Annotated in this window: 24 protein-coding genes; 3 read left to right on the top strand and 21 right to left on the bottom strand. The window is 59.1% G+C overall.

The genetic code is table 11. The annotated features are described in order from the left end of the window. Positions 1-4: 4 nt before the first annotated feature. The 7 genes from ACZ5RG_RS06240 to mltG form a co-directional block, all read right to left on the bottom strand. Positions 5-1,018: an ATP-binding protein gene (locus ACZ5RG_RS06240; RefSeq protein ID WP_100120316.1), complete on the bottom strand. Its 1,014-nt coding sequence runs from the start codon at positions 1,016-1,018 to the stop codon at positions 5-7. Further along, positions 1,018-3,087: an integrase core domain-containing protein gene (locus tag ACZ5RG_RS06235; protein ID WP_464448050.1), complete on the bottom strand. Its 2,070-nt coding sequence runs from the start codon at positions 3,085-3,087 to the stop codon at positions 1,018-1,020. Before ACZ5RG_RS06235 ends, ACZ5RG_RS06240 begins: the two co-directional genes overlap by 1 nt. A gap of 208 nt (positions 3,088-3,295) precedes the next feature. Next, entirely contained in the window at positions 3,296-4,024 is a 729-nt protein-coding gene (locus ACZ5RG_RS06230; RefSeq protein WP_464448049.1) for an ankyrin repeat domain-containing protein, read from the bottom strand. A gap of 6 nt (positions 4,025-4,030) precedes the next feature. After that, a complete protein-coding gene (locus tag ACZ5RG_RS06225; RefSeq protein ID WP_464448048.1) occupies positions 4,031-4,837 on the bottom strand; it encodes a TatD family hydrolase in 807 nt (268 codons plus the stop codon). 3 nt (positions 4,838-4,840) lie between these two features. After that, a complete protein-coding gene (locus ACZ5RG_RS06220; protein WP_464448047.1) occupies positions 4,841-5,845 on the bottom strand; it encodes a DNA polymerase III subunit delta' in 1,005 nt (334 codons plus the stop codon). Continuing rightward, positions 5,842-6,483, bottom strand: coding sequence for a dTMP kinase (gene tmk / locus ACZ5RG_RS06215; RefSeq protein ID WP_464448046.1), 642 nt, complete (start codon positions 6,481-6,483; stop codon positions 5,842-5,844). Before tmk ends, ACZ5RG_RS06220 begins: the two co-directional genes overlap by 4 nt. An 85-nt stretch (positions 6,484-6,568) precedes the next feature. Then, positions 6,569-7,570, bottom strand: a complete 1,002-nt coding sequence (mltG, locus tag ACZ5RG_RS06210; protein WP_464448045.1) for an endolytic transglycosylase MltG — start codon at positions 7,568-7,570, stop codon at positions 6,569-6,571. Between the two features lie 70 nt (positions 7,571-7,640). On the opposite strand from mltG, the gene ygfZ reads away from it, so the two are divergent. Further along, positions 7,641-8,597: a CAF17-like 4Fe-4S cluster assembly/insertion protein YgfZ gene (ygfZ, locus tag ACZ5RG_RS06205; protein ID WP_464448044.1), complete on the top strand. Its 957-nt coding sequence runs from the start codon at positions 7,641-7,643 to the stop codon at positions 8,595-8,597. Between the two features lie 100 nt (positions 8,598-8,697). Here the strand turns inward: ygfZ and ACZ5RG_RS06200 are convergent, their stop codons facing one another. Next, a complete protein-coding gene (locus ACZ5RG_RS06200) occupies positions 8,698-9,558 on the bottom strand; it encodes a YbgC/FadM family acyl-CoA thioesterase (RefSeq protein WP_464448043.1) in 861 nt (286 codons plus the stop codon). Positions 9,559-9,562: 4 nt separating this feature from the next. Beyond that, on the bottom strand, positions 9,563-10,534 hold the full coding sequence (locus ACZ5RG_RS06195; RefSeq protein ID WP_464448042.1) for an alpha/beta hydrolase: 972 nt from the start codon (positions 10,532-10,534) through the stop codon (positions 9,563-9,565). Positions 10,535-10,743: 209 nt separating this feature from the next. Here ACZ5RG_RS06195 and ACZ5RG_RS06190 point away from each other — a divergent pair, with 209 nt between their 5' ends. Beyond that, positions 10,744-11,880, top strand: coding sequence for an iron-containing alcohol dehydrogenase (locus ACZ5RG_RS06190; RefSeq protein ID WP_312260146.1), 1,137 nt, complete (start codon positions 10,744-10,746; stop codon positions 11,878-11,880). Between the two features lie 61 nt (positions 11,881-11,941). Here ACZ5RG_RS06190 and ACZ5RG_RS06185 read toward each other — a convergent pair whose 3' ends face one another. Genes ACZ5RG_RS06185 through ACZ5RG_RS06170 form a run of 4 tightly spaced genes read right to left on the bottom strand, consistent with a single transcriptional unit; the run spans position 11,942 to position 16,841 of the window. Beyond that, positions 11,942-12,337, bottom strand: a complete 396-nt coding sequence (locus ACZ5RG_RS06185) for a TfoX/Sxy family protein (RefSeq protein WP_464448041.1) — start codon at positions 12,335-12,337, stop codon at positions 11,942-11,944. Between the two features lie 24 nt (positions 12,338-12,361). After that, positions 12,362-13,315 carry an oxygen-dependent tRNA uridine(34) hydroxylase TrhO gene (gene trhO / locus ACZ5RG_RS06180; protein WP_298596683.1) on the bottom strand — a complete coding sequence of 318 codons (954 nt, stop codon included), beginning with the start codon at positions 13,313-13,315 and terminating at the stop codon, positions 12,362-12,364. 56 nt (positions 13,316-13,371) lie between these two features. Continuing rightward, positions 13,372-14,463 (bottom strand): patatin-like phospholipase family protein, encoded by a 1,092-nt coding sequence (locus ACZ5RG_RS06175; protein WP_464448040.1) that lies wholly within the window; start codon positions 14,461-14,463, stop codon positions 13,372-13,374. Between the two features lie 5 nt (positions 14,464-14,468). Continuing rightward, positions 14,469-16,841 carry a Tex family protein gene (locus ACZ5RG_RS06170; RefSeq protein ID WP_464448039.1) on the bottom strand — a complete coding sequence of 791 codons (2,373 nt, stop codon included), beginning with the start codon at positions 16,839-16,841 and terminating at the stop codon, positions 14,469-14,471. A gap of 385 nt (positions 16,842-17,226) precedes the next feature. Here ACZ5RG_RS06170 and ACZ5RG_RS06165 point away from each other — a divergent pair, with 385 nt between their 5' ends. Beyond that, the gene (locus ACZ5RG_RS06165; RefSeq protein WP_298596671.1) at positions 17,227-17,448 is read left to right on the top strand and encodes a hypothetical protein; all 222 of its coding nucleotides are present in this window, start codon (positions 17,227-17,229) and stop codon (positions 17,446-17,448) included. Between the two features lie 54 nt (positions 17,449-17,502). Here ACZ5RG_RS06165 and ACZ5RG_RS06160 read toward each other — a convergent pair whose 3' ends face one another. From ACZ5RG_RS06160 to ACZ5RG_RS06125, 8 genes are all read right to left on the bottom strand, one after another. After that, a complete protein-coding gene (locus ACZ5RG_RS06160; RefSeq protein ID WP_464448038.1) occupies positions 17,503-18,408 on the bottom strand; it encodes an SDR family oxidoreductase in 906 nt (301 codons plus the stop codon). Then, entirely contained in the window at positions 18,405-19,340 is a 936-nt protein-coding gene (locus ACZ5RG_RS06155; protein ID WP_298596665.1) for a glutathione S-transferase family protein, read from the bottom strand. Before ACZ5RG_RS06155 ends, ACZ5RG_RS06160 begins: the two co-directional genes overlap by 4 nt. 10 nt (positions 19,341-19,350) lie before the next feature. Then, positions 19,351-20,367 carry an NADP-dependent oxidoreductase gene (locus ACZ5RG_RS06150; protein WP_298596662.1) on the bottom strand — a complete coding sequence of 339 codons (1,017 nt, stop codon included), beginning with the start codon at positions 20,365-20,367 and terminating at the stop codon, positions 19,351-19,353. A gap of 32 nt (positions 20,368-20,399) precedes the next feature. After that, complete coding sequence (locus tag ACZ5RG_RS06145; protein WP_298596659.1) at positions 20,400-20,822, bottom strand: PaaI family thioesterase; 423 nt, start codon at positions 20,820-20,822, stop codon at positions 20,400-20,402. 19 nt (positions 20,823-20,841) lie between these two features. Then, positions 20,842-21,633: an SDR family oxidoreductase gene (locus tag ACZ5RG_RS06140; RefSeq protein ID WP_298596657.1), complete on the bottom strand. Its 792-nt coding sequence runs from the start codon at positions 21,631-21,633 to the stop codon at positions 20,842-20,844. 13 nt (positions 21,634-21,646) lie between these two features. After that, positions 21,647-21,952 (bottom strand): Dabb family protein, encoded by a 306-nt coding sequence (locus ACZ5RG_RS06135; protein ID WP_298596655.1) that lies wholly within the window; start codon positions 21,950-21,952, stop codon positions 21,647-21,649. Continuing rightward, positions 21,952-23,781, bottom strand: a complete 1,830-nt coding sequence (locus tag ACZ5RG_RS06130; protein WP_464448037.1) for an acyl-CoA dehydrogenase — start codon at positions 23,779-23,781, stop codon at positions 21,952-21,954. Before ACZ5RG_RS06130 ends, ACZ5RG_RS06135 begins: the two co-directional genes overlap by 1 nt. A 160-nt stretch (positions 23,782-23,941) precedes the next feature. Next, positions 23,942-25,117 carry an acetyl-CoA C-acyltransferase gene (locus tag ACZ5RG_RS06125; RefSeq protein WP_019428999.1) on the bottom strand — a complete coding sequence of 392 codons (1,176 nt, stop codon included), beginning with the start codon at positions 25,115-25,117 and terminating at the stop codon, positions 23,942-23,944. Positions 25,118-25,166 lie beyond the last annotated feature (49 nt).

Here is a 25,166-nt window from a genome sequence, read left to right as displayed (position 1 = left end):
GCGCTTACCCCTTTGGTGTTCGTCCCCTTGGTGCCCCCGCTGAAATAATCGCCATCAGGGCACCATGGCCAGAATGCTCGACGATTTCACTGATGGATTTTTTTGACAGCACATCAGACACCGCTCGTCCAGACGCCAGCAAAAGGAGAATCCGTCTGCACACCACAGAGATGGTTTTCATTGGAATTTCATGCGGCCCGTCATAGCGATGCGGCAATTGGTTGATGAACTCTTCCCAAAGTGGTGCCGCATAACTGGCAAGGCGAAATCCATTGCTCCAAAGCTCAGGGATGATGCTGGCAGTAAAAGAAATGCCCGATCCAACAGGCCATTCAGAGCCTTCGTCATACCCGGACATCACGTACCCCAATTGCGCCTCATCGCAAATGCCATGAAACCTGGCAGCGGTAAGCAAGAACCTCGCAGCGACATGTGCACCGCCAGCCATGGCGAGATTGATCGGGTCATCCCGAAATTGAACAGAAGCGATGGAAATCACACACAACCGAATCCTCTTTTTCTCCAGCATGCTGTGCAGCTCGACAAGCCACAACCACTCGCGCATCGTCATGCCTTGTGCTTCGTCAATCACAAGTACAACAAAACGTCCGCCCGCCTGTGCTGACAATTGTTCAAAACGGTCCACGAGCATTCCCAAGCGTTCCGTTGGGCTACGGGTTGATCTGGCCAACCGATGCTTGGCTGCTTCCAGCAAATTTGCATAAAACCGCCCGGATGCGCTGGCACCGCCCGATTCGGTATGACTCCAGATCACCATCGGTATGAATCCTCCATACCTGGCAGCAAGCAAGCCTTCGAGCCAGTTATCCACAGCGCTAGATTTACCCAGTCGAGAGGCCCCATAAATGGTGGCACCATCAAATTGATCGTCCAGCCATCGTCCGATGGTGCTCACCATTTTTTCAATGGCGGGGGTGAACAACGAGTAATCTCTCGTGACCAGGGGATGGTCTTTGGGGATGTGCTCTGGAACGAGCTGAAAGTCTGAGTTTTCCATCACCAGGTCTTTGCCATGCGCATCTTGGGAAGTGGAGCGCTCTGGCTTGCAGATTTGGGTTTCGGCTCAGGTGGCGGTGAGGTGCCCTTCGTTTTCTTGGATGCTCCGGAGACCTTGGTCAGCTCTTCGGGCATGGCCTGACGGTTGATTTCACCCATGACGTCTGGCACCGAAAAGTTCGGCTCTTTCATTTCATCCAGCGCTTGAGTGCTTGTCATCATGATTCGTCGCGCCTGCAGATAGGCCGGATGAACAGGTAGCTTTTTATTGGCATGTATCTCAGCGTATTCAATTAACGCCTGGACGGGATCCCTATTGCCGGTCAGAAATAACAATCGCTTTGTCGCAAGTGCCCGAATGGCTTGCCGCATGTAAAGGGTGTGGGGTGATCGGTGCCACGGCGGTTGAACATGGACGGTTCCGTAGATCAGACCATTTGAATCGGAGACTGTGGCCCAGCGTGCGTCTGTTTCGTCATCCAGTTGAAGCCATAGTTTTTTACCGAGAAGATCCGGACGTTGAACCAGCCACTCGGAGGTGTATTTGGCGTTCTCAAAGTTGAAATACGGTCTTTTGCCCGTGTATTCACCGCCAAGCAATGTGCAGACCTTTCTGCTTCCCGCCATTCTTTTAACGAGCTCTGGGTCAGCGTGACGAATGCGATTTTTTGTTTTGGAAGACAAGAAGTCCATTTGAGCTAGAGGACTGCGATAGCCCAGACCTGTATGTGGCGTGGCGTTGTAGTTCGCGATGGTGACATCCAGCAACTCCTCAGCATAGTCAAGTTGGAACTGGACCTCCGCAGCAATTTTTTCTGGATCTCGTCCTTTCTTATCTTCGTGACTGCTGCCTGTGCTCGGAGAGAGTCGGTGCATGGTGCCAGAGGCCAAAACCCTGAAAAACGACTCAATGAATGGCCGATCATCTTTGCTGCGCCTTGAACTGTAAGACGTAGGGTCTTGGGGTTTGATGACCTTGGCGCCAACAATATGCAGCAATGGCTCCTCGACTCTGGGGCAAACGTTGGCCAATGCGCCATCAACGCTGAACTCATTCCAGCAAGCTGACAAATAGACTTCAGAGTGTGCGGATGGCAAGGCCGCGCCTTCTGCGTACCCATCCTCACAAAACGTCAAGGTTCTTGGGGCCCACTTGGATAAAGCATTTTTGATGGTGATCAGAACGTCGAGCGCACTGCATTCGCGTCGCAAGCTGATGTGATACCCCAGAACTGCACGGGATCTGACGTCAATGATCACGATGATCCAGATGCGGCGGATTTTTCTGGGTTCATAACCGCCGTGAGGAGACGGCACCATGACCACCATTCGGCAGTCCAATTTGTGGGCATCACACTCGACCCGATCAAACAGCTTGAAATCAGGTCGTCGGGTTCCATCGGAGGCTTTGGCTTTTGCAATTGCGTCAGGCCCCCCCATTTTTGACATGGCTAAAAAAGGATGCTCTGCCAAAACCTTCTTGATGTACAGACGAACTGACTCATAGCCGAGCGACTCTGAATTGAATGGCCAGGCTTTCTGATCTTCCAAGCCAGCTTTTCTTAGCTCGTCAATGAACCATCGAAAGATCGTTTGAACATTGATCTTAGGGTGTGCAAGAGAATCGGCGTTATTGAGGATTCGTTTGTGAAAACGATCTTTCAAATCTGTGAACTGTGGACGTTCAAGTAGCCACTTCAACGCGCCGGTTGCTCCAGCCCCATTTTCGTGAACAACAGGTGCAGTTTGACGCTCGTAAGCGGTCACACGGAAATGTGGAAGTGCTCCTCGCCAACCAAAAATATCCCCATCTGAGTGCCTTTGAAGGCATCGGTTTGTGATGATTCGGTAGATATTGGATCGTTTTTCACCCGTTTTCTTCTGCAAAACTGCATCGGTAGCACCCTTGAGATACAGCTCAATGGCTTTTTTTCGGGCTAAAAATTTAGTTTTGCGAGCAGCTGACAAGCTGTTCTCATCCACCATAGGCCAATTGCCAAGGTCAATGCTCTGGCTCGATAGCTCAGAATTCGGAGTTGAGCGATATCCAATTCGTCCCGATAAAGCCATAGAACCTCCTAGTTAAAGGTCTATCCAAGACTCATTAAAAAGGAAGAATCACTTAACGTCAACTTTACTTGGAAAGAGACACCCTCCAGAGGGAAGATCCAGCTGTTCGTAGCATCAAATTTACTTGTGTGAACGTCGGATCAATAATCTGGTTTCGCCGTTTCAATGCAGGTCGGGACGCAGCTGCCGCTGTCGGCAAAAAACGGCGCTAGCGACCGCTTGCGTTGACTGTTGCAGATGGATCGACGGACGCAGGCATTGTCGACTGGGCCTTGGCCGCACGCGCAGCCTCGCGCTGCAGGCCTGTTTCAATCAACTCTTTGGCGTTTTGGCGATTGCCACGCACGGCGAAATCGAGAGCCGTCAGGCCCAACTGGTTTTTGACATTCAAATCGGCACCGGCCTGGATCAAGACCTTGACCGCTTCAGGGCTGCCGTACATGGCGGCCATCATCAAGGGCGTGCTGCCGTTGGGCGATTCAGCGTCGATGTACGCGCTGTTTTCGAGCAAATATTCAATCACGGCCACTTGACCCGTGGATGCGGCGTAATGCAAAGGTGTCCAGCCGGGTTTGTTCACATCGGCGTCGAGTTCGACCAACTGCTTGACCAAGGGCAAATAGCCCTTGAGTGCAGCCAACATCAAAACGCTTTCATCCTTGTCGTTGCGGACTTCGACTTTGACTTTGGGCCAGCCAAGCAACAACGTTGCGACCTTGGGCGAAGGCTCGCGCACAGCCAGCATCAGGCCAGAATGACCTGCCGGATTGACGGTGTTCGGGTCAAAACCGCGTTGCAGCAAAGCCTGAACAGTCCTGACATCGTCGAACTGAACCGCTTTGAAATAATCTTCGTAAGAACCTGCCCAGGAAGACAGGTTAAGAAAAATAAATCCAATTAAAACAATAACTTTTTTAATTAAATGAATCTTTAACATGAGGTTTCAGGCGGCTGTTTTGGCGAACAAATTCAAGAAATTGCGAGTCGTCAACTCGCCAATCGCCTCCGAAGACGAGCCGCGCAGCTCACCCAATAACTTGGCCACATAAGGCACATAAGACGGGTTGTTCAGCTTGCCTCGGTAAGGCACAGGAGCCAAATAGGGGCTGTCGGTCTCGATCAGCAGGCGGTCATCGGGTACAAATTTGGCCACCTCACGCAGATCAGCAGCGGTCTTGAAGGTCAAGATGCCCGACAAAGAGATGTAAAACCCCAAGTCCAAAGCCGCCTTGGCCACTTGCATGCTTTCGGTAAAGCAGTGAAAAACACCCCCGGCCGAACCGGCGCCACCTGACTCGCCCTCTTCTTTCAGGATGGCAATGGTGTCATCCGACGCTTGGCGGGTGTGAATGACCAAGGGCAAGCCAGTTTGACGCGCAGCCCGAATGTGGGTGCGAAACCGCTCACGCTGCCATTCCATGTCCGCGATGGTGCGCCCGCCTTTGCGCTCGTCCATTTGGTAATAGTCGAGCCCCGTCTCGCCGATGGCCACCACCTTGGCCCGGGCCGCACCATCGAGCAAGTCTTGCAAACGGGGCTCGCGCACGCCTTCGTTGTCGGGGTGCACGCCCACCGTCGCCCACATGTTGTCGTGCGCCATGGCCAAGCCGTGCACACTGTCAAAGTCTTCCATCGTGGTGCAAATGCACAGGGCACGGGTCACTTGGGCGGCTTCCATGGCCTGCTGGATGCTGTCCAGTTGGCTCATCAGCTCTGGAAAATTGAGGTGGCAATGGGAATCGGTGTACATCGTTCAGCCCTTGGACAGCAGGGTTTGTTGGGCATCGGCGGTCAGCGCTTCGAGCATCAGACCGGCATTGAAGGGGTGCTCGGCGGTGCGGGCCGATTGCATCAGGCGCTTGAACCAATCGGTCAAGCCCGTGACCGATGCCGAGGTAGCGGGCAACTGGGCAGCATCAAAAAAGCGCGGCGCAGCACCTGCTTGACGCAACACCAGGTCGTGACAAAGCTTTTGCAAAGCGTCAATGGCCTGAGCGGGGCTCATGTCGGCCAAATGCCGCGCATCGCCCTGGCGCATGGCTTTGGGCAATGCTGCCCACCATTCGGGAGACAAACCCGATTCGGCCTGCCGCAAAACATCGGTTGGTCTGCCACCTGCGCTGCGCAGCAAAGCGTGCGCCACAGGCGCTTGCACACCCTGCCCTGTAAGCCATGACAGCGCTTCGTCGGCTTCTGGCCACTTCATGGTGTGGGCCAGGCAGCGGCTGCGGATGGTGGGCAGCAGCATGTGGCTGGCTTCGGTGGCCAGCACAAAGCGCACATCGCCCGGTGGCTCTTCGAGTGTTTTGAGCAAGGCATTGGCCGTGATGGTGTTCATCCGCTCGGCCGGAAAGACCAGCACCGCTTTACCGCGCCCTCGGGCGTCGGTGCGCTGCGAAAACTCCACCGCATCGCGCATCGCGTCCACACGGATTTCTTTGCTGGGCTTGCGGAATTTTTTGTCGATCTCGTCTTGCGCTTTTTCAGACAAGGGCCAGCCCAACTCGATCATCACCGTCTCGGGCATCAGCACAGCCAAGTCGGCGTGGGTGTGCACAGCAATGGCGTGGCAACTGGGGCAATCGCCACAAGCGCCTTGAGGCGTGGGCTTTTCGCACAACCAAGCCGACACCAAAGCCAGCGCCAAATCGTATTGGCCCAAGCCCGACGGGCCTTGCAGCAACCAAGCATGCCCGCGCTGGGCCAGCAAATCGGTGGCTTGGCGGGCGATCCAAGGGGCGTTCAAGGTGGCGCTCATGGGGCAGCCCGATTCAGCCATGCGCCGACCACACGGCTCACGTCAGCCCCGACCGCCTCGATGGACTGGGCGGCATCGATCCGGGCAAAACGGGCCGGCATTTCGGCTTGGCGTTGGGCATAGCCCGCACGCACGGCGGCAAAGAAGTCAGCAGGCTGCGCTTCGAACTTGTCAGGCACACGCGCCGAGGCCAAGCGCTGGGCGGCGATCTGGGGGTCTAGGTCGAACCAGACCGTCAAATCCGGCTGGCGCAAAGCCCCATCGGGCAAAGCCTGCACCATGCGTTCGAGTTGGGCCAGCACCTGCCAGTCGAAGCCTCGCCCACCGCCTTGGTAGGCAAAGGTGGCATCGGTGAAACGGTCACACAAGACCGCATCGCCTCGGGCCAGCGCGGGCTCTATCACCTGCACCAAGTGCTCTCGGCGGGCGGCAAACATCAACAGCGCTTCGGTCAGCGCGTCCATGGGTTCGTGCAACACCAATTCGCGCAGCTTTTCGGACACAGGGGTGCCGCCGGGTTCGCGGGTGAGCACCACCGCCCTGCCCGCTTCCCGGAACAGCTGGGCCACGCGCTCAATGTGTGTGGATTTGCCCGCACCGTCGATGCCCTCAAAACTGATGAATGTGCCGCGTGTCATATAGGTGTGATGTGAATATTCGATTGTCGCTGAAGCCGCGCAAGGGCCAAACGAGGAATTGAGCCTGTCTGCCCGGCGGGCTGCGTCATTGTCCGCGCTGGTAGCGGTTGACGGCCCGGTTGTGTTCATCCAGCGTGGCGCTGAAGTGGCTGCTGCCATCGCCCTTGGCCACAAAGTACAGGGCCTGCGTTTTGGCCGGTTGCACCGCGGCGAGCAAAGCGGCTTTGCCGGGCATCGCAATAGGCGTGGGTGGCAAACCGGCGCGCGTGTAGGTGTTCCAGGGCGTGTCGGAGGTCAAGTGGCCGCGGCGCAAGTTGCCGTCAAAGGCTTCGCCTAAGCCATAAATCACCGTCGGGTCGGTCTGCAATCGCATGCCAATGCGCAGTCGGTTATTGAATACGCCCGAAATCAAAGGGCGGTCAGCGCCTTTGCCGGTTTCTTTTTCGACGATGCTGGCCAACGTCAGGGCTTCTTCGGGCGACTTGACCGACACACCGGCTTGCCGGGCATCCCAGGCGTGTTGCAGTTGCTTGTCCATGGACTTCATGGCGCGTTGCAAAACAGCCAAATCGCTGCTGCCTTTGGCATAGGCATAGGTGTCCGGGTAAAAACGCCCTTCTGGGGCCACGCCCGGGCGACCGAGTTGCGCCATCACAGCCTCATCGGCCAAGCTGCGGCTGTCGGGCTTGAGGTGCTCGGCCTTGTCCAGTACCTGACGCACTTGTCGCCAGTTCCAGCCTTCCACAATCGTCACGGTGCGCAAGCTTTCTTCGCCCCGCACCAGCATGTTCAGCAGGCCTTGGGGCGTGGTGCCCGGCGCAATTTCGTAGCTGCCCGCCCGCATTTGGCGCGACTGACCCGACAGGCGAAACCAGGCGTAAAGCAAGGTGGGCGAGGTCTGCGCACCGGCATCGGCCGCGGCCTGAGCAATCGCTTTGGGCGATGTGCCTGGCTCGATGGACAAATCCAGCGCGGCTTGGCGCGTGTTCAGCGGCTGTTGAAGCCACCAAAAAGCCCCGGCGCCCAGGCCCAGCGCAATCACCAGCAGGCTTGTCAGTAACTTCATCAAGCCTTTGAGCACGGCCATGTCCTTTGTTCGGGGGGTAAAACGTGGGGGGATGATAATTCACGTCCTTGCCAGACGACCGAGCCGCTACATGAACACCCCTGCAAACACCAGCCCCGCCCACCATCTGGCCTTGAACGGCGTCAGCGCCCTGCCCCATTGGGGCGTGATTCAGGCCCAGGGCGAAGACGCTGCCGATTTTTTGCACAAGCAATTGAGCAACGACGTGCTGCTTTTGCCCGTGGGCCAATCGCGTTTGGCGGCTTTTTGCTCGGCCAAGGGCCGCATGCAGGCCAGTTTGATCGTCGTCAAAACCGCGCCAGACACGATTTTGTTGGTCTTGAGCCTCGACTTGTTGGCCCAGACCCTCAAGCGCTTGTCCATGTTTGTGCTGCGCGCCAAAGTCAAAATGACCGATGCCACAGGCCAATGGCAATTGCGCGGTTTGCTGGGCGACCGCGCCAAGGTGCTGCTGGGCGATGCCGCGCCGTGGCACACCGTTGAGATGGCGGGTGCCTATGCCGTGGCCTTGTACCCGTCTGTGCTGAGCAACGACCAAGTGCCTCGCGCCTTGTGGCTGGCACCAGTTAGCAAGGCACTGCCTGAAGGCCCCGAATTGTCCAGCGATGTCTGGCAATGGGCTGAAGTGATGAGCGGCGTGACGCTGCTCACCCAGCCCGTGTTCGAGGCCTTTGTGCCGCAAATGCTCAATTACGAATCGGTGGGCGGTGTCAACTTCAAAAAAGGCTGCTACCCCGGCCAAGAAGTGGTGGCCCGCAGCCAGTTTCGCGGCACGCTCAAGCGCCGTACAGCACTGGTGCACAGCAAAGTGTCACTGATGCCCGGACAAGACGTTTTCACCCCGGCCGACCCAGAGCAAGCTTGCGCCACGGTGGTGCTGAGCGCAGCTCGGCCCGATGGCCAAGGTTTTGATGCGCTGGTGAGCGGCACGCTCGAGAGCATGCAAAAAGGCTGGCATGCGGGCACGGCCGAAGGTGCGGCCTTGGAATTGTTGCCCTTGCCCTACGCCTTGCTTGCAGACATCTAAGTGGCTCAGCTAAGTGGCCCAGCTGGCGCCAACCTTGCTGACGACTTCAGCGATTGGCGTCTGCGAGGCGTCAAGTCCTGAAGGGTCAGTGCCAGGACCGTCAGCTCAATTCACGCACCATCTCGATGTGAGCAATCCCCGCTTCTTCAAAAACCGCGCCATGCGGCCTAAATCCTGAGCGTTTGTAAAAGCCTTCTGCGCTGCACTGCGCATGCAAAACGACTTGGGTATCGCCCCGGTCTTTGGCCGCATTCATCAGGGCTTGCAGCACACGGTGGCCCAAATCGCTGCCGCGCATTTGTTTTTTTACAGCCATGCGGCCAATGCGGGCCACACCAGGGGCGTGTTGCAACAAGCGGCCTGTGGCCAATGGCATGCCCATTCGGTTCAGGGCCACGGCGTGCAAGGCGGTGCTGTCGGCGTGGTCCCACTCCAATTCGGCAGGCACCTTTTGCTCGTGTACAAACACCTCGGTGCGCAGCGGGCTGGCATGTTTCTGAAAGTCGTGCCACGACCCCACATGCACTTGCACCATGTCTTCGCCACGCTCAAAGCCTTCGAGCATGTCGCGCAGCGGGGCCGGAATGGGCTGGCTTTTTTTGGCCACCGGGTCGGCGTACACATAGACCAGCTCGCTGGTGATCAGCAGTTCATCGCCCCTAAAAATCGCTCCCGCAAAGTTCATGGACGAGTTGCCGATGCGGTCGCAGCGCATGCACACCTCCAAAAAATCGTCCATCTCTGCGCTGGCGTGGTATTCGACGCTGGCCTTTTTGACGAACAAATCACCACCCAATTGGTGCATGGTGTCGGCGTAAGGCATGGCCAGTTGCCGCCAATAGTCGGTCACGGCGGTGTCGAAATACATGAGGTAGTGACCGTTGAACACGATTTTTTGCATGTCAACTTCGACCCAGCGCACGCGCATGCGGTGAGAAAAACGGAAATCTTGGCGTTTCATCGGTTCAACTTTCAAAAGCGTGTTTCAGGGCCCTGCCCGCATCAGCATGCGCTTGCAGGGCGTCGGGAATGGCGCGGCCCATGGTGATGAACCCATGCACCACGCCTTTGTAAATTTCAAGGTCGACCGGCACACCCGCCATGCGCAAGGTGTCGGCGTATTGCACGCCCTCGTCCACCAGCGGATCGCATTCGGCCAAACCGATCCAGGTGGGTGCCAGGCCACTGTGGTCGGGGGCGTTGCCGGGGGCAAAGCGCCAGTCGTCCCGGTCGGCTTTGTCGATGTAGCCGTCAAAAAACCAGTCGATGGTCTCTTTGTCGAGCATGAAACCGTCGGCAAATGTGTGGTGCGAGGCCGTGTCTTGCCGCCCGCCGCAGCCTGGATAAAACAACAACTGCAAAGCCAGTTTCAAGCCCGCATCGCGGGCCATCAAGGCGCACACGGCGCTGAGCGTGCCGCCTGCGCTGTCGCCGCCCACGGCCAGGCGAGTGCCGTCCAAACCCAGGGTCTGGCCGTTTTGATGCAACCAGTTCAGCGCATCCCAGCTGTCGTGCACCGCAGTCGGAAATCGGTGCTCCGGCGCCAGACGGTAGTCCAGCGAAACCACAGCGCAGTGCCCGTGGCGTGAGAGCTGGCGGCACAGCACATCGTGGGTCGTCAGGCTGCCCACGGTGAAGCCTCCGCCGTGGATGTAAAGCAACACAGGCAAAGCAGACTCGCCAGTCACTTGTTTGGGGGCGTAAAGCCGGGCGGGCATGGCATGCCCATCGCGGGCCAACAGGGCAATGTCTTCCACACGATCGACGTGCGGTGCGGGTTGCAGGTCCAGCATGGGCCCGCCGATGTCGTAAAAAGCACGGGCTTGAGCAGGTGTCATGGCGGTCATGGGCGGACGACCTGCGCGGTGCACCCGTTCGATCAGGCTGCGTGTGGCGGCGTTCAACAGGGCGCGGGGGTTGGTGTGGTGGCTGCTCATGGGCAAAAAGATCGACAGGGCCGTGGGTGGTGAGATCGGTTCAAACAGCAAAAGTGGCAAGTGAGAAAGGCCAGGGCCAACAAGGGTGACAGCACCTGGATGCCCAAAGGCCATTCCTGCCTCAAAATGGGCTTTGATCGTACAACGCCCTGCCGCCCCAGGTCTGTCACCTGGTCGTTGTTGGGCGCAACAGTTTGGAGTATTGCCCCATGTCCTTCATCAATTACGTCACCCAGATCCAGATCGACTTTGGCGCAGTCAAGCTGCTGCAAGCCGAATGCGAACGCGTGGGGATCCACAAACCCTTGATCGTGACCGACGCTGGCGTCAAGGCCGCTGGCGTGTTGCAAAAAGCACTCGATGCCCTGCCCGGTTTGCCGGTCACGGTGTTTGACCAGACACCGTCTAACCCGACCGAATCGGCGGTTCGCGCCGCAGCGGCCATGTACTCAGAACACGGTTGCGACGGCTTGATCGCGGTGGGCGGAGGCTCGGCGATTGACTGCGCCAAGGGCGTGGCCATTGCCGTCAGCCACGAAGGTCCGCTCAAAACCTACGCCACCATCGAAGGCGGCTCGCTCAAAATCACCGACCGAGTGGCCCCCATCATCGCCGTGCCCACCACCAGCGGCACCGGCAGCGAAGTGGCCCGGGGCGCGATTTTGATCCTGGACGACGGTCGCAAAGTGGGTTTTCACAGTTGGTTCATCGTGCCCAAAGCCGCCATTTGCGATCCCGAACTGACCTTCGGACTGCCGCCCATGCTGACCGCCGCCACCGGCATGGACGCCGTAGCGCACTGCATGGAAACCTTCATGGCCGCGCCCTTCAACCCGCCCGCTGACGGCATTGCGCTGGATGGCTTGGCCAGAGCTTGGGCCCACATCGAACGTGCCACCACCAACGGCCAGGACCGCGAAGCGCGTTTGAACATGATGAGCGCCAGCATGCAAGGTGCCATGGCCTTCCAAAAAGGGCTGGGCTGCGTGCACTCGCTGAGCCACAGCCTCGGTGGCGTGAACCCACGCTTGCACCACGGCACCTTGAACGCCATGTTTTTGCCGGCCGTGGTGCGTTTCAACGCAGCGGCCGAGTCGGTGCAAAAAGACAATCGCCTGAACCGCATGGCTCAGGCCATGGGCCTGCAAAGCGGCTCGGACATCCCCGACGCCATCCGCGACATGTGTGCTCGGCTGGGCTTGCCCACCGGCTTGGGCGCGATGGGTGTGACCGAAGGGCAGTTTGAAGCGGTCATCACCGGGGCATTGGCCGACCACTGCCACAAGACCAACCCGCGCATTGCTTCGGCAGACGAATACCGGGACATGCTGTTGACAAGCCTGTGAGGGCCAACGGGGCCTGGTCAGGTCTTACTTATTTGAGAAGCTTCACCCCTGCGGGTGAGTGTTAGCGCGCTGAAAATGCCCGAACAGAACGGGTTTTCAACCGGGCTTTGGCCTTCTCCCTGGCCTGTGCTTTGGCCAAATGCCCTCGCGCTGCAGCATCCCACGCCGAGCGAGCCCAACGCACGGCCTCGGTGGGATCGTCAAATACCGCATCTGGCGCAGACCAGTAAGACAAAGCAATCTCTTTGCCCTTCATGGGGTAGGTGAAGGGCGTGAGGCCCAGGGCCTCAAATTCAGGGCGGTTTTGCGCATCGGCTTTCAAGAACAGCTGCTGGTTCATGACGATGGCAAACATCAGCCCCTCGTGGTACAGGCCATGTCCGCCAAACATGCGCCGGGCAGACACGGTGCCCCAGCCTTCGAGCAGCTCTTGCACAAAAGGAATGAAGTCGCTCATGCAAGAGGCGGTTTCAAGGCGGTTTCAAGGCGCGTCGTGGCTGGGCATCTTGGCACCCACATGGATTTCGCCCCGCGCTTCGGCCAGCACCACTTGCCGTTGGCGTTCGGCCAGCTTTTCTTTTTGCTCGGGTGTGCGCTGGTCATGGCAGTGCTCGCAGCTGACGCCCAAAACATAGTGTGGCGACAACTTGTCTTGTTCGCTCAGCGGCCAGCGGCAAGAGCGGCACAGATCATGACTGCCCATGCCCAAACCGTGGCCTACGCTCACGCGCTCATCAAATACAAAGCACTCGCCTTCCCAAATGCTTTGCTCGGGCGGAATTTCTTCCAAATACTTGAGGATGCCGCCTTCGAGGTGGAACACCTCATCAAAGCCGCGCATTTTCATGAGCGCGGTGGATTTTTCGCAGCGGATACCGCCTGTGCAAAACATGGCCACCTTGGTCTTTTTGGCGGCGTCGCCCTGCAAATGCGGCTGCGCGTCCAGCCAGGCGGGCAGTTGCACAAAGTTCTTGATGTTCGGGTTGACCGCGCCCTTGAAGGTGCCAATCGCCACCTCATAGTCGTTGCGCGTGTCGATGACGACCACGTCCGGGTCGGCCAGCAAGGCGTTCCAGTCGGCGGGTTTGACGTACTGGCCCACGGTCTTGTTGGGGTCGAGCTCGGGCACGCGCAAGGTGACGATCTCTTTTTTGAGCTTGACCTTCATGCGGGTGAACGGCGGCTTGGGACTCCAAGACTCCTTGTGCACCAAGCTGGCCAGGCGCGGATCGGCACGCAAAAATGCCAACACCGTGCGTATGCCAACTTCGGGCCCGGCGATCGTTCCGTTGATGCCCTCGTGCGCCAAAAGCAAGGTGCCTTTGACCTCGTTGGCCTCGCAACAGGCTTGCAAAGGGCCTTGCAGATCGGTGAAGTCGGGCAGGTCGACGAATTTGTAGAGGGCGGCGGTGAGGTAAGGGGTATCGGGTTGCATGCCCTGATTATCCCAGCCCCGCCATTTGACAGGCCGTTTGCACGGCAACACAGCCGTTAAAGGGGCCGAATGTCCTTCAAATCGGGCCGTGCAAGCCAATGTGCAAACTCATCCGCCAGTTGCTGGCTCGCACTGGCTGCGGCTTGCCACACCTTCACCCGACCCGCCAGATCGCGGTCATAGGTCATGAAATCCTGACGGTCGGGCAGTTTGCCGTTGGGCAGTGTTTTGACCCATTCGGGGTTGGGGGCCAGCACAAGCGTGTTGTCCAAAAACGGGGTGGTGCCGTGCCGCCACTTGAGCGCTTTGTCGAGCCATCCTGGCACCACATTTTTCTGAAAATGGGGGTACAGCACGATGGCGCGTTCGGGGCCCTGTGCAGCCGTGGGTGCCGTCCAGTTCAGGTGCAAGTGGTAGTCGGTGATGCCGCCGTCCCAATACGCGCCAGCCGGTGCGCCGGGGATGTCGTGCACGGCTTTCAGCGCAAACGGGATGGCGCAGCTCGCTTGCAGCGCGGGCATGAAGTTGCCCTCGGTCAAGGCGACCTTGAGGGTGCGGAAATCTTGCGCGTCAAAAGGCAGCGCAGCACCTTGCGCAGAAAAAACCACCCGCTCCAGCCAGCCGCCCAAGGCGCGGCGACTCAGGGCATTGCTCAAAAATGCCCCCGCATACCCCAGTGGCGTGGCCAAGGGGTGTTCGCGGTGCAGCACATGCCGCCCGTGCGAGGTCATGATGTGCAGCCGAAAGCGGGGGTGGCTCAGCGCCTCTTGGATGCGCCCGCCATAAAAGGCCTGCAGGCTTTGTCCAAAAGCATCGCTGACTTGCTGCGCACTCACGCTCTTTTGGCCGGGCAGCGGTTCGTAGTGCTGCTGGATGTAGTCGCGCTCTAGCCGTGCAAACGCCGCCACTGAGTCGTTCAGGCAGGCGGTGGCCATGCGCCATGCACCGATTGAAGCGCCCACCAGGTCCACACTTTGGCTGCTTTGCGCAAGCCATTCGCCAAAAATGAAGCGGTCCAAGGGCCCGAGGATCAATCCTTTCGGCCCACCGGCTGCCCCCGGAATGACGCCAATGTGCTGCGGCTTGAGACCGTGTTCACGGATGTGGGCCAGGGCCTTGGGGCCTGCGTGGATGTGGAGGGCTTGCATGGTGATTACTTCTTCAACCCCTGCAGCTTGGCAAACGCACTGGCCATGGCCGAGCCGGCACCGGCTGCCGGTGGCGAGGTGTAGCCGCCAGCGCCCGATCCTGCCCCACGCTGGCGGTTGTCTCGCCCTGCCCCTTCAAACTTGTTGTCCCTTGGCCCATCGCGCCGTGCAGGGGCCGCGTCGAGTTTCATGGTCAGGCTGATGCGCTTGCGGGCCACATCCACTTCGAGCACTTTCACCTTGACGATGTCGCCGGTCTTGACCACCTCACGCGCGTCGGTGACGAACTTGTTGGCCAATTGGCTCACATGGACCAAGCCGTCTTGGTGCACGCCCAAATCGATGAATGCGCCGAACTGGGCCACGTTGCTCACGGTGCCTTCGAGCGTCATGCCTTCTTTCAAGTCCTTGATGTCTTCCACCCCATCGGCCAGACGCGCCACTTTGAAGTCTGGGCGCGGGTCGCGGCCCGGTTTTTCCAGTTCACCCAAGATGTCTTGGATGGTGATGGTGCCGAATTTATCGTTGGCGAACAGCTCAGGTTTGAGGGTTTTCAAGACATCGGCTCGGCCCATGATCTCTTGGATGGGCTTGGCCGTTTTGACGATGATTTGTTCGACCACAGGGTAGGTTTCAGGGTGCACCCCGGTCATGTCCAAGGGGTTGTCGCCCCCCCGAATGCGCAAAAAGCCCGCGCTTTGTTCAAAGGTTTTGGCCCCCAAGCCCGTGACTTTGAGCAGGTCTTGCCGGGTCTTGAACATGCCGTTGGCATCGCGCCAGCGCACCACCGCCTTGGCCACGCTGCCAGACAGCCCCGACACGCGCGACAGCAGCGGCACACTGGCGGTGTTCAGGTCAACGCCCACCGAGTTCACGCAATCTTCGACCACGGCATCCAAGGTTTTGGCCAACTCGCTTTGGTTCACGTCGTGCTGGTATTGGCCCACGCCAATGGCTTTGGGGTCGATCTTGACCAGTTCAGACAGCGGGTCTTGCAGGCGGCGGGCAATCGAGGCGGCGCCGCGCAGGCTCACATCCACATCGGGCATTTCTTGGCTGGCAAATTCGCTGGCCGAGTAGACCGAAGCGCCCGCTTCGCTGACCACCACTTTTTGAATCTCAGCGCCACCTTGCAGACGGGCCAGTTGCTTGATCAGGTCGCCCGCCAGTTTGTCGGTTTCGCGGCTGGCGGTCCCGTTGCCGATGGCGATCAGGTTGACCTTGTGCTTTTCGCACAGCTTGGCCAGGGTGAACAGCGAGCCATCCCAGTCCTTGCGGGGCTCGTGCGGGTAGACGGTCGAGGTGTCGACCAGCTTGCCGGTGGCATCGACCACGGCGACTTTTACGCCCGTGCGGATGCCTGGGTCCAGGCCCATGACCACGCGGGGGCCTGCGGGGGCGGCCAGCAACAAATCGCGCAGGTTGTCAGAAAAGACCTTGATGGCGACTTTTTCGGCGTCTTCGCGCAGGCGGGTAAACAGGTCGCGCTCGGTGGACAGGCTCAATTTCACGCGCCACGTCCAGGCCACGCATTTGCGAATCAGGTCGTCCGAGGGGCGGGCCGCGTGGCTCCAGCCCAAGTGCATGGCGATCTTGCCTTCGGCGATGCTGGGTTTGCCGGGCTCAGGTTCAACAGGCAGCACCAGCTTGGCGTCCAGCATTTCTAAAGCGCGACCGCGAAACACCGCCAAAGCCCGGTGCGAGGGCACGCGGCCAATCGGCTCGTCGTAATCAAAGTAATCGCGGAACTTGGAAACGTCCGCGTTGTTCTCGTCTTTGCCATCAGACAGCTTGCTTTTGAACAGGCCTTCGTGCCACAGCCATTCACGCAGGGTCTGCACCAACGAGGCGTCTTCGGCCCAGCGCTCGCTCAGCAGGTCGCGCACGCCATCAAGCACGGCGGCTGTGGTGGTGAAGTCCGCGCCTTCAATCGCACCAGCGGCCAGCACAAAAGCCAGCGCCTCGGCGTGCGGATCGAGCATGGGGTTGGCAAACAACATGTTGGCCAAGGGCTCCAGTCCGGCTTCGCGGGCAATCATGCCTTTGGTGCGGCGCTTGGGTTTGAAGGGCAGGTAAATGTCTTCCAGTTCCTGTTTGGTGGGGGCCGCCTCGATGGCGACCAACAACTCGGGCGTCATCTTGCCCTGCTCTTGGATGCTTTTGATGACCGCAGCGCGGCGGTCTTCGAGCTCACGCAAATATGCCAAACGTGCTTCCAGTTCACGCAGCTGGATGTCGTCCAGCCCATCGGTCACTTCTTTGCGGTAACGGGCGATGAAGGGGACGGTGGCCCCGCCATCAAGCAAGTCCACAGCGGTTTTGACCTGGTCAGGGCGGATACGGATTTCTGCGGCCAGTTGGGCCAGGATTTTCTGCATGTCTCAGGTCACATCTAGAGGGGAAAGCGGGCAAGTTTGCCACAAGCGCTGTGTCACAAACCGCCATCAGGACGCTTGTTGTAATTCTCAATTTTCGCGCGCATCAATCCTTGAAAAACAAATAAAACAAATAATTCATCAAAATCATTGACGTCAAACCATCAAAAACATAAACTAACTACAAATTGATAAAACAATTGTCAAAAAGGAGTGATTGATGAATTTGACGCTTAAAAAAATAGTACGCAAGGCACAACGCGCGGGCTGCTTGGCCCTAGCAGGGATGTTCATGGTCGTTTTGACAGGTTGCCAAACCCTGGGTGGCGGTGTGATTCCACCTGAGGAATATGAAAATTTCACGCCTAAATCGCCAGAAAAGCGAATCATGAAAGAGGTCACTGTGCGCTGGGAAATCCGAAACGATGTCGCCCAGTACTGTGCACGGTCGATTGGCATGGGCCGTGAGCAGGCTTACTTCACCCCACCCGTGGCGTGCGCGGTCTGGCAGGTCGATAAAAAAGAATGCGTGATCGTCACGGGCAACCCAACCTCACATGTGGCGCTCGGTCACGAAATTCGCCATTGCTTTGAAGGCCACTTTCACTGACCAGCCTTTAAGCCCCAACGCTGTCCGCGTGGGGGCTCAAAGGCTTTGTGGGCATCAAATGCTGCGCAAGGCTTGGCGCAGGCCCTCGCCCACTTCTGGTTTGGCGGCAAAAGGGTCGGGTGGGTTGCTACCCTGAACAATGGCCTCCATCCGGCTTTGCACATTGCCCAGTGCCTGCGGATGGCTGTAAATGTAGAACTGACCGCTGGCCACGGCATCAAACACTTTTTGCGCCACATCGGCTGCTGACACCTTGCCGCTGCCAACCGCTTTGTCACTCTGGGCCTGGCCAATCAACTGGCTGGCGGTGGGCTTGTCAGCGGCCAGTTCGGTGGGTCGGTTGCGGTGGCTCTGGCTGATGCCGGTGGGCACAAAGTAAGGACACAACACACTGGCGCTGACCTGATCGCTGACCAGCTTCAAATCCTGATAAAGCGTTTCAGTCAATGACACCACGGCGTGTTTGCTGACGTTGTAGATGCCCATATTGGGCGGCGTGAGCAAACCCGCCATGCTGGCGGTGTTGACCAAGTGCCCTTGGTACGCTGGATCGGCCTTGGCTGCTTCGAGCATCATGGGCGTGAACAAGCGCACGCCATGCACCACACCCCAAAGGTTGACGCCCAGCACCCATTCCCAGTCGGCGACCGAGTTTTCCCAAACCAAGCCCCCTGCCCCTACGCCCGCGTTGTTGAACACCAAATGCGGTGCGCCAAAACGCGCTTTCACGTCGGCAGCCAGTTGCGCCATGGCCACCGCATCGGAAACGTCGACTTGGCGTGCCAGCACCTGCGCGCCTTGGGCGGTCATCTCGGCAGCGGCTTTGTCCAGCGCGTCTTGCTGCACATCGACCAGCACAAGGTTCATGCCCAGTTTGACGCCAATGCGGGCACATTCCAGACCAAAGCCCGAGCCCGCACCGGTCAGGACGGCGGTTTTGCCTTTGAAGTTCTCGATCATGCTGATGCCTTTTTCAAAGTGAAGCCCACGCGTGGGAAATGCACATGCACAGTGCCTGCACGTTCATCGCTGCGTTTCAAGGTGTAACGGGTGCGGGTGGCTGCGACCAACTCACCCTCGGTCGGCTCTAGGCCAAAGTTGTCGGCGGCGATCACCACGGCGCTGCCCAGCGCGATGCCGTGCTCATCCTGGAACACCTCGCCTTGCAAAGATGCAGGCGTGGATGTTTGGGCCACTTGCAGCGCTTGTTCAGCACTGCATTTGCCCGGCGTGCCGTGCCCGATGGCTTGCATGCGGGCCATCCAGCTTTTCACTTCGGGTGTGGCGTCCAGAATACCGGCCAAGGCAGGCGTGCGCTCCTGCGTGAACCAAAGGGGGTGGTAAGCCGCAAAGTCGGCCACACAGGGCTGTGCACCGAACAAAAAATCTTGTCCGTGCAGCATGTTGGCCAAGCGGCGCAAGTAGCTTTTGTAGGTGGCTGCGGCGTCTGCAGACGCCATGCGGGCTGCGCCGCCGCGCATGGCACCCCGGTCGGCCACAAAGGCTTGAACGCTTTCAACGGGGGCACCTGCAAACACCTGCGCGACACCTGCGGGCTGGAAGTTGTAGGCCATAGCGGCCGTGAACAAGGCGCTGTCTGCCCATTGCGCCACGATGCGCGCAGCGCCTTTGACGGCGTCAGGGTAAATCGTGGGCTTGGGGCCGATGTGCTCCAGCACATCACAAATGAGCGCGGTGTCGCAATAAATGTCGGCACCCACCTGCAGCACGGGTGTTTTGCGGTAGCCCCCAGTCAGCGCCGTCAGGTCGGGCTTGGGCATGATCATGGGGATGAACACGCTCTTCCAGGCCAATTGCTTGTAGCCAAAAATCAGCCTGATTTTTTCGGCAAACGGCGAGGTCGGGTAGTGGTGCAGGATCAGATCGGACATGTGGCTGGCCTCAGATCAGTTTGACCAGCTGCTTGCCAAAGTTCTTGCCCTTGAGCAGGCCCAAAAACGCCTCAGGCGCAGCAGCCAAACCTTGGGCCACTGATTCGCGCGGACGCAGTTTGCCTGTACCAACCAAGGTGCCCAGCTCTTGCAGTGCTTCGGGCCAGACTTCCATGTGCTCGCTGACGATGAAGCCTTCGATCTTCATGCGGTTCACCAAGATAAGGGCCGGATTGGCCATGGGCAGTGGTGCACCGTCATAGCCCGCGATCATGCCGCAGACCGCAATGCGGGCGAAGGCGTTGGTGCGCAACATCACCGCATCCAGCACCATGCCACCCACGTTTTCAAAATGGCCGTCAATGCCGTTCGGGCAGGCTTCGCGCAATGCCTTGGACAATGAGATGTAGTCCTTGTGCTCTTTGTAGTCGATGCAGGCGTCAAAGCCCAATTCGTTGACCACGTAATCGCATTTGTCTTTGCCACCTGCAATGCCCACCACACGGCAGCCACGTGCTTTGGCCAATGCACCATAAGCGCTGCCCACAGCACCGCTGGCCGCGCTCACGGTCACGGTCTCGCCTGCTTTGGGTGCGATGATTTTCACCAGGCCATACCAAGCGGTCACGCCCGGCATGCCGACCGCGCCGAGGTAATGCGACAAGGGCACATGGGTGGTGTCCACCTTGCGCAAGGCGCCCAACACATTGGCATCAACGACGCTGTATTCCTGCCAGCCCCCCATGCCCACGACTGGGTCACCTGCCTTGAATTTGGGGTGGCAGCTGTCCACCACCTCGCCCACGGTCCCGCCGATCATGACCTCGCCCAGCGGCTGGGGCACGGCGTAGCTTTTGCTCTCGTTCATGCGGCCGCGCATGTAAGGGTCCAAGCTCATGAAGTGGTGTTTCACGAGCACTTGGCCATCCTGCAAAGCAGGAACAGGCGTTGCGACCTGTTTGAAGTTGGCCACAGTGGCCTCACCTTGAGGGCGGTTGTCGAGAACGATTTGGTGGTTGAGGGTCATGTTTGTCTCCAGAAATAAGTCAATGTAAAAAATCAATCGGTCGAGGGTGCTGACGCCTCACGGCGGGCCACATATTTGAAAGTGCCTGTGGCGTGAGCGCACAGTTGCCCTTGGGCATCAAACACACGGCCCTCTGTGAAAGCCATGCTGCGCGTGCGGTGTAAAAGTGCGCCCTTGGCCACCAGCTTTTCAAGGCCCGAAACTTTGGCCGGGCGCATGAATGTGGTTTTCATTTCGATGGTGACCACGCCCATGTCGGGGTCCACACTGCGAGCAGCGGTGGCCATGACCACATCGAGCAAGCTCATCACTGCGCCGCCGTGCGTCACCGCAAACGAGTTTTGGTGTTCGGCAGCAGGCGCGTAATGCAGCTCGGAGTGGCCACCCTCGAATTTTTCGAGGGTGAAGCCCAGAAGGTCTACAAAGGGAATGTGTGCGCCGAAGGGGATGCTCATGCGGAACCTCGGTGAAGGCTCAACCGCCAATGATGGCGCTCACGCCACCATCAACAGCCATCCACTGGCCCGTGATGTGTTTGCCAGCGTCGGAGGCAAACAACAGCGCAAGCCCTTTGAGGTCTTCGTCATCGCCCAGGCGTCGCAGTGGCGCACCTTGGGCCAGCTTGTCGGCACCGAGTTTTTCCAGCAGGCCATAGGTCATTTTGCTGGGGAAAAAGCCCGGGCAAATGGCGTTGACGGTGATGCCGTGCTCGCCCCACTCACCCGCCAGGGCGCGGGTGAAGTTGATGACCGCGCCCTTGGAGGTGTTGTACGCAACGGTTTTCATCTCTGAAGGGTTGCCCGCCAGACCGGCAATGGACGCCACGTTCAAGATGCGCCCCTTGCCGCGTGGAATCATGCTGCGCTTGGCCACTTCTTGCGACAGGATGAAATACCCGCGCACGTTGAGGTTCATCACCTTGTCCCAGGCTTCAACCGGGTGGTCTTCGGCAGGGGCACCCCAAGTGGCCCCCGCGTTGTTGACCAGAATGTCGATCTGGCCCATGCGCTCCAAGGTCTCGGCGGCCAGACGGCGAATGTCTTCTTCCTTGCCGCAATCGGCAGCAATCCATCGGGCATCGATGCCAGCGGCTTGCAGCTCGGCGACAGCTTCTTCGAGGTCAGCGGCCTTGCGCGAGCTGAGCACGACCTTGGCGCCAGCCTCACCCAGGGCGTGGGCCATTTGCAAGCCCAGGCCGCGAGAGCCGCCGGTAACCAAGGCCACTTGCCCGGTCAAGTCAAACAGTTGTTGAACAGTGCGTGCCATGTAAGGTCTCCGTTTATTCGGTGGTGAAATCCATGCAGCGCCGTTCTTTGACGACCGCTTTCATGAAGGGTTTGATGGCCAGATGATCGGGGTGATTCTGGTAAGCCGCTAGCACCTGCGCGTCATCGAGCAACATGTGCAGCACCAAATCGTTGGTGCAGTCCATGCCCGCCGTGGCGGTGGCCACTTCAAAGGTCTGGATGCCGGGCACCACCTTGGCACACGACAAAAGAAGGGCTTTGGCTTTGGCCACATTGACCGATTTGTCGGCCCCTTCGGCGTGGTCGTGAAGGTTCCACATCACGATGTGTCGGATCATCAAAATGCCTCCTCAGGCAGTTCAGCGCAAGTCGGGTCGCGGCTGCTGACCACACGCAGCCAGGCGCCGATCTTGGGCAGTTCGTAGCGGTAAAAGTAGCGGCAGGCCGCGCGCCGGCCTTGGGCTGCGGGGGTCGTATCGCCGTCAAGGCACGCTACATCGAGCCAGATCCAGGCGATGACGGTGTGGCCAAAGGCCTGCAAATACGGCACGGCATTGGCCAACGCTTGCGCAGGTTCGGCCCCAGCCCAGGCTTGCTCGGTGGCATGCCCGACTTGTTTGAGCGCATCGCGCAGCGCGGCGGCTTCGGGTCCCCATGACGCTTCGGCCTTGGCGGCAGTGGCCAGCATGCGCTCTGCCAGCAGTTGCAAGCCCCGACCGTTTTCCATCAACACCTTGCGGCCCAGCAAGTCCATGGCCTGGATGCCGTGTGTGCCCTCATGGATCATGTTCAGGCGGTTGTCGCGCCAGTACTGCTCCACCGGGAAGTCGCGGGTGTAGCCGTAGCCGCCATGGATCTGGATCGCCATGCTGTTGGCTTCCAGGCACCATTCACTGGGGAAGCTCTTGACGATGGGCGTCAGCACCTCCAACAGCAAACGCGCCACATCGGCGTCTTCGGCGTTGCCGGTGTGCTGTTCGTCGACCAAGCGGGCGCTGTACAAAGCCAAGGCCAATGCGCCTTCTGAGTAAGATTTTTGGGCCAGCAGCATGCGCTTGATGTCGGCGTGTTCGATGATGCGTACTTGGGGCTGGCTGGCGTCTTTGCCCCCTGCCCCGCTGGGCCTGCCCTGCGGGCGGTTTTTGGCGTAATCAAGGCTGGCGTAATAACCGGCCATGCCCAGCATGGTGGCGGCCATGCCCACGCCGATGCGCGCCTCGTTCATCATGTGGAACATGCAGCGCAGGCCTTCGCCCGGTTTGCCGACCCGATAGCCCACAGCCCCGGCCACTGCTTGTGCTGAGCCCGCAGAGGCCACCGGGTATTTGCCCTCGCCAAAATTCAAGAGCGTGTTGGTGGTGCCACGCCAGCCGCATTTGTGGTTCAGGCCCGCCAGCGCCACATCGTTGCGCTGACCCGTCAATTGCCCCTGCGTGTCCACCATTTTTTTGGGCACGATGAACAGCGAGATGCCCTTGACGCCGGGCACCAGTTGGCCATTCGCGTCAGGGATCTTGGCCAGCACCAGGTGGATGATGTTTTCCGACAGTTCATGCTCGCCCGACGAGATCCACATCTTGTGGCCCTTGAGGCGGTAGCGTGGCCCCAAAGCATCGGCCTCAAAGCCCTCACCGTCCGGTGTGGCGCGGGTGGTTACATCGCTGAGCGACGATCCGGCTTGCGGCTCGCTCAAGCACATGGTGCCCGAAAAGCGACCCGAAAATTCATGGGCCGCAAACACCTGCTTTTGCAAATCGGTGCCATGCACCATCAGCAAATTGGCATTGCCGCTGGTCAACATGCCCGAGCCGATGCTGACCGAGGCCATGGCAAAAAAAGCGTTGGCAGCAGCTTCGACCGTGTAGGGCAACTGCATGCCGCCCACATCGTAGTCTTGTGCCGCACTCAACATGCCGGACTCGGCGTAGGCTTTGTACGCATCGTGGGTGGCTTGCGGAAGGATGACTTTTTCGCCATCGAACTGCGGCTCTTGTGTGTCCACCAAGCGGTTGAAGGGAGCGTACTTTTCACGGGCGATACGCTCGCAGGTGTCAAGCACCGCATCAAAGGTTTCGCGCGAATGGTCGGCAAAGCGTTCGCGGCTTTGCAGGGTCTCGACCTTCAGCCAGTCGTGCAGCAAAAAATCAACGGTGGGACGCAAACTCATGGCAGCGAACTTTCAAAACGTGGATTCTTGTGGGAGCGAGCCCCTGCTCGCCAATCCTCAGGCCGCAGGAGCGGCCTCCCACACAAAAAAAAGGCAGAGGTCATCATGCCCTCTGCCCTGAATCACATCAGCCATCTGAGCGACAGCCAAAGCGGTGTGCTTACAGCACTTCGAAGATGCCGCAAGCACCCATGCCGCCGCCAATGCACATGGTCACCGCCACGCGCTTGGCGCCACGGCGCTTGCCTTCAATCAAGGCATGACCTGTCAAACGCTGGCCCGACACGCCGTAAGGGTGCCCCACAGCGATCGCGCCGCCGTTGACGTTTAAGCGGTCAGCCGGAATGCCCAGCTTGTCGCGGCAGTACAGCACTTGCACAGCAAAGGCTTCGTTGAGTTCCCACAGGTCGATGTCTTGCACCGTCAGGCCCAGACGCGCCAGTGCTTTGGGCACGGCATACACAGGGCCAATGCCCATTTCGTCAGGCTCACAACCGGCCACGGCAAAACCAAGGAATCGACCCAGTGGCTTGAGGCCACGTTGCTCGGCCAGCTTTTCATCCATCAACACGCAAGCGCCTGCACCGTCCGAGAACTGGCTGGCGTTGCCTGCCGTGACCAAGCCGCCGGGCAGTGCCGAGCGCAGGCCACTGATACCTTCCACGGTGGTGCCTTCGCGCAGACCTTCGTCCGTGCTCACGGTCACTTGTTTGGTGGTCATGCCCATGACCTTGTCGATCACGCCTTGCGTGACGGTGATGGGGGCGATTTCGTCGTTGAACAAACCGGCAGCTTGTGCGGCACAGGCTTTTTGCTGGCTGGCTGCGCCATAAGCGTCCATCACATCGCGACCGATCTTGTAGCGCTTGGCAACTTGTTCGGCTGTTTGCAGCATGTTCCAGTAAATCTCGGGCTTTTGCTTGGCCAGCGCCAAGTCACGCATCATGTGCGTGTTCATTTCTTGCTGGACACAAGAAATGCTTTCGACGCCACCCGCCACATAAACCTGGCCTTCGCCCGCGATGATGCGCTGCGCGGCCAAAGCAATGGTTTGCAGACCCGAAGAGCAAAAGCGGTTCACGGTCATGCCCGACACCGAGATCGGCAGACCGGCCTTGAGGGCGATCTGGCGTGCGATGTTGGCACCCGTAGCGCCTTCGGGTGTGGCGCAACCCATGATCACGTCTTCGACTTCAGCTGCATCAATGCCAGCGCGGGCCACGGCGTGTTGCACAGCGTGGCCACCCAATGTGGCACCGTGGGTCATGTTGAAAGCGCCCTTCCAGCTCTTGGCCAGTGGGGTGCGTGCGGTAGAAACGATGACTACATTCGTCATGATGAAAACCTTTCATGTGAGGGACCGAACACACGATCCAGCCCCTCGA

It is taken from the genome of Limnohabitans sp. TEGF005 (assembly GCF_055394835.1).
This window is presented reverse-complemented; position numbering and strand designations above follow the sequence as displayed.

What these genes read in the sequence shown, in the direction of transcription:
- ACZ5RG_RS06240 (WP_100120316.1), bottom strand. Translation starts at nt 1,018, where the DNA reads ATGGAAAACTCAGACTTTCAGCTCGTTCCAGAGCACATCCCCAAAGAC.
- ACZ5RG_RS06235 (WP_464448050.1), bottom strand. Translation starts at nt 3,087, where the DNA reads ATGGCTTTATCGGGACGAATTGGATATCGCTCAACTCCGAATTCTGAG.
- ACZ5RG_RS06230 (WP_464448049.1), bottom strand. Translation starts at nt 4,024, where the DNA reads ATGTTAAAGATTCATTTAATTAAAAAAGTTATTGTTTTAATTGGATTT.
- ACZ5RG_RS06225 (WP_464448048.1), bottom strand. Translation starts at nt 4,837, where the DNA reads ATGTACACCGATTCCCATTGCCACCTCAATTTTCCAGAGCTGATGAGC.
- ACZ5RG_RS06220 (WP_464448047.1), bottom strand. Translation starts at nt 5,845, where the DNA reads ATGAGCGCCACCTTGAACGCCCCTTGGATCGCCCGCCAAGCCACCGAT.
- tmk (WP_464448046.1), bottom strand. Translation starts at nt 6,483, where the DNA reads ATGACACGCGGCACATTCATCAGTTTTGAGGGCATCGACGGTGCGGGC.
- mltG (WP_464448045.1), bottom strand. Translation starts at nt 7,570, where the DNA reads ATGGCCGTGCTCAAAGGCTTGATGAAGTTACTGACAAGCCTGCTGGTG.
- ygfZ (WP_464448044.1), top strand. Translation starts at nt 7,641, where the DNA reads ATGAACACCCCTGCAAACACCAGCCCCGCCCACCATCTGGCCTTGAAC.
- ACZ5RG_RS06200 (WP_464448043.1), bottom strand. Translation starts at nt 9,558, where the DNA reads ATGAAACGCCAAGATTTCCGTTTTTCTCACCGCATGCGCGTGCGCTGG.
- ACZ5RG_RS06195 (WP_464448042.1), bottom strand. Translation starts at nt 10,534, where the DNA reads ATGAGCAGCCACCACACCAACCCCCGCGCCCTGTTGAACGCCGCCACA.
- ACZ5RG_RS06190 (WP_312260146.1), top strand. Translation starts at nt 10,744, where the DNA reads ATGTCCTTCATCAATTACGTCACCCAGATCCAGATCGACTTTGGCGCA.
- ACZ5RG_RS06185 (WP_464448041.1), bottom strand. Translation starts at nt 12,337, where the DNA reads ATGAGCGACTTCATTCCTTTTGTGCAAGAGCTGCTCGAAGGCTGGGGC.
- trhO (WP_298596683.1), bottom strand. Translation starts at nt 13,315, where the DNA reads ATGCAACCCGATACCCCTTACCTCACCGCCGCCCTCTACAAATTCGTC.
- ACZ5RG_RS06175 (WP_464448040.1), bottom strand. Translation starts at nt 14,463, where the DNA reads ATGCAAGCCCTCCACATCCACGCAGGCCCCAAGGCCCTGGCCCACATC.
- ACZ5RG_RS06170 (WP_464448039.1), bottom strand. Translation starts at nt 16,841, where the DNA reads ATGCAGAAAATCCTGGCCCAACTGGCCGCAGAAATCCGTATCCGCCCT.
- ACZ5RG_RS06165 (WP_298596671.1), top strand. Translation starts at nt 17,227, where the DNA reads ATGAAAGAGGTCACTGTGCGCTGGGAAATCCGAAACGATGTCGCCCAG.
- ACZ5RG_RS06160 (WP_464448038.1), bottom strand. Translation starts at nt 18,408, where the DNA reads ATGATCGAGAACTTCAAAGGCAAAACCGCCGTCCTGACCGGTGCGGGC.
- ACZ5RG_RS06155 (WP_298596665.1), bottom strand. Translation starts at nt 19,340, where the DNA reads ATGTCCGATCTGATCCTGCACCACTACCCGACCTCGCCGTTTGCCGAA.
- ACZ5RG_RS06150 (WP_298596662.1), bottom strand. Translation starts at nt 20,367, where the DNA reads ATGACCCTCAACCACCAAATCGTTCTCGACAACCGCCCTCAAGGTGAG.
- ACZ5RG_RS06145 (WP_298596659.1), bottom strand. Translation starts at nt 20,822, where the DNA reads ATGAGCATCCCCTTCGGCGCACACATTCCCTTTGTAGACCTTCTGGGC.
- ACZ5RG_RS06140 (WP_298596657.1), bottom strand. Translation starts at nt 21,633, where the DNA reads ATGGCACGCACTGTTCAACAACTGTTTGACTTGACCGGGCAAGTGGCC.
- ACZ5RG_RS06135 (WP_298596655.1), bottom strand. Translation starts at nt 21,952, where the DNA reads ATGATCCGACACATCGTGATGTGGAACCTTCACGACCACGCCGAAGGG.
- ACZ5RG_RS06130 (WP_464448037.1), bottom strand. Translation starts at nt 23,781, where the DNA reads ATGAGTTTGCGTCCCACCGTTGATTTTTTGCTGCACGACTGGCTGAAG.
- ACZ5RG_RS06125 (WP_019428999.1), bottom strand. Translation starts at nt 25,117, where the DNA reads ATGACGAATGTAGTCATCGTTTCTACCGCACGCACCCCACTGGCCAAG.